General features: G+C 74.9%; 1 protein-coding gene. It reads right to left on the bottom strand.

The annotated features are described in order from the left end of the window. Positions 1–124: 124 nt before the first annotated feature. Positions 125–1,579, bottom strand: coding sequence for an L-lactate permease (locus tag HMPREF3105_RS12480; RefSeq protein WP_070709911.1), 1,455 nt, complete (start codon positions 1,577–1,579; stop codon positions 125–127). Positions 1,580–1,708: the final 129 nt, after the last annotated feature.

The raw sequence follows: 1,708 nt of genomic DNA, 5'->3' as shown, positions 1-1,708 counted from the left end.
CCCACAACCCCGTCGCCTCCGTGGGCAGAAGAGAGGGCACTTCTGCCCACGGAACGCTCTGGCCTGCCGCTTCCGCCCACGGAACCGGGCCGCCCCACCCGGGCCCCGCTCCACCCCCCGCGCGTCACCGCGGCAGCAGGAACCAGCCCATCACGGCCATGCCGAGGATCCCGGCGAGCATGGCCGGCAGCAGCACCACGAACAGGTTCCGCCGCGTCACGGCCCAGCCGGGCATCTGCGGCGACTGCGCCCCCGCGGCCATGCCGTGGGCCACCTGGATGCGAGCGGGCCCGGCGACGATGCCCCAGCCCGCGGCCGCGTTGTGCAGGCCGTTGGACCAGGGCGGGGGGACGCCCAGGGCGGCGCCTGTGTCCATCTGCAGGGGGCCGATCAGGGCCATGGCCCCGGTGTTCGAGGCCGTGATGAAGCCGGCGAACGCGCCGAGGAACGGCATCGCCACCAGGTAGGACTCCCCCATCCCGCTGAGTGCGCCCGCGAGCGCCTGCGAGACCCCGCCGGCGGAGAGGATGAGCCCGAACGCCACGTAGAGCGCGTTGGGGATGGCGGTGCCCACCCACAGCTTCCCGGCCTCGCGGGGGACGCGGCGGCGGGCGGCGGCGTCGAGGTGGAGCAGCTGCACGCCCACGCCCACCGCCACGAACGCCCACAGCGCCGGCGTCCCCACGAGGGCCGCCACCCCCTCGAGCCCGAAGGCGCCCTTCACGGTGGTGCCCAGCACGGTGCCGGCCATGAGCGTCAGGTACGGCACCACGTCCCGCCCCGGCCCGGGCAGCAGCCGGCCGCCGCGGATCACGAGCAGCCAGGCCACGGTGAGCACGAACGTGGCGACGGCGCCCGCCGGCGCGGTGCCGACCACGAGGTTCGCCCCCAGGATCAGCGCCCACTGGGCGACCCCGGAGAGCACGGCGACGCCGAGCCAGGGCAGTGTCCGGGCCGGGCCGGCGTCGACTCGCATGCCGCGCGCCCCGCGCAGCAGCAGCACCGTGGCCACGCCCGCCACCAGGCAGGCCGGCAGGTTGAACACCGCGGCGGTGACCCCGATCTCCCGGAAGTCCAGGCCGAACAGGCGGGCGCCCATGAGCGTGCCCGGCGCCATGGACCCCCACGGCCCGATGGTGAGCGCGAGGATGGAGATCAGCGCGGACCGGAACGCCGTGTAGCCCAGACCCAGCAGCAGCGGCACACCCACGATCAGGGAGACGCCGAACCCGGTCACGGTCTCGAGGAACGGGATGACGCCGTGCACCATGAGCAGCGCGGTCGCGATCGTGGGGCCGTTGCCCGCCGACAGCCACGCGGCCAGGCGCGCGTGCCCGCCCGAGTACTCCATGACGCGGGACAGGGTGATACCGCCAGCGATGATCGCCAGGATCTCGAGCAGCGTGGGCACGCCGGCGCCGATCGCGCCGCCCAGGTCGCCCGGGGCCACGCCGAAGGCCGTGAGGGCCAGCAGCACGGCCACGGCCGTCCCGGCGGCCGGGGCCACCCACGCGGGCAGCCGGGTGAGCAGCAGCACGAGGGTGAGCAGGATGGGTGAGAGCGCGAGCAGCACCTCCACGGCGCACCCCCTCTCCTCGTGTACTGCGCCCCACTGTAGGCGCGGGGTGGGGCCGACACCCCTCCCCTTTACTCTGGGGGTCATGACGCAGCCATCCCACCCCGACGACGTCACCCGCGCCCGCCTGAT

The sequence above is a fragment of the Micrococcus sp. HMSC31B01 genome (assembly GCF_001816085.1).
GTDB lineage: Bacteria > Actinomycetota > Actinomycetes > Actinomycetales > Micrococcaceae > Micrococcus > Micrococcus luteus.
Note: the sequence above shows the minus strand (reverse complement) of the source record. Positions and strands in the feature narration are given on the sequence as shown.